This is a genomic window from Vibrio sp. 10N.261.52.A1 (assembly GCF_002876325.1).
GTDB classification, from domain to species: Bacteria; Pseudomonadota; Gammaproteobacteria; order Enterobacterales; family Vibrionaceae; genus Vibrio; species Vibrio chagasii.
This window is the reverse complement of sequence record NZ_MCYD01000205.1, coordinates 1-487: the sequence shown is the minus strand read 5'-3', so window position 1 is coordinate 487 and position 487 is coordinate 1. Positions and strand designations below refer to the sequence as shown.

General features: G+C 43.7%; 1 pseudogene. It reads right to left on the bottom strand.

The features are described 5' to 3' along the window. Nucleotides 1-487, bottom strand: a pseudogene (locus tag BCT81_RS02655) (diguanylate cyclase); the annotation flags it as partial.

Sequence of the window (487 nt, the reverse complement as noted above, 5' to 3'; positions counted from 1 at the left end):
CTTCTTCTGCTCTTCTTCAACCTTGTGCACGATCTGACGGTTACTCACATACGAAGTGCCAATCAAAAAGCTCAAGCTCAATACAACCATCCCGATCAGAATACCCATTAGTTGGAAGTTCATCTGCTTAAGTTGATGCATTGGTGAAGAGATTACGATAACGAAACTGCTACCGTTCATCGACTCTTTATGCGAGTAATAAATACGATCAACGGAGGTAACGGTACTAAAGCGCACGTCACTACCAAGGCCAGTTTTTAAAGCTTGTTGAAACTCAGGACGATTGCTGTGGTTCTCAACACTCGCCAATGCATGATCAGAAAGGTCTGTATCACCAATCACCACACCATCAGGCGTAATAACCTGGATTCTCAATCGCGTACTGGCTTGAGTAAGATTGCCAATGTAGTCATCTACATCCACTCCAGCAGTAAATAGGCTACTATCTTCACGGACCTCATAAACAACGTCAGACATCAATGAGACG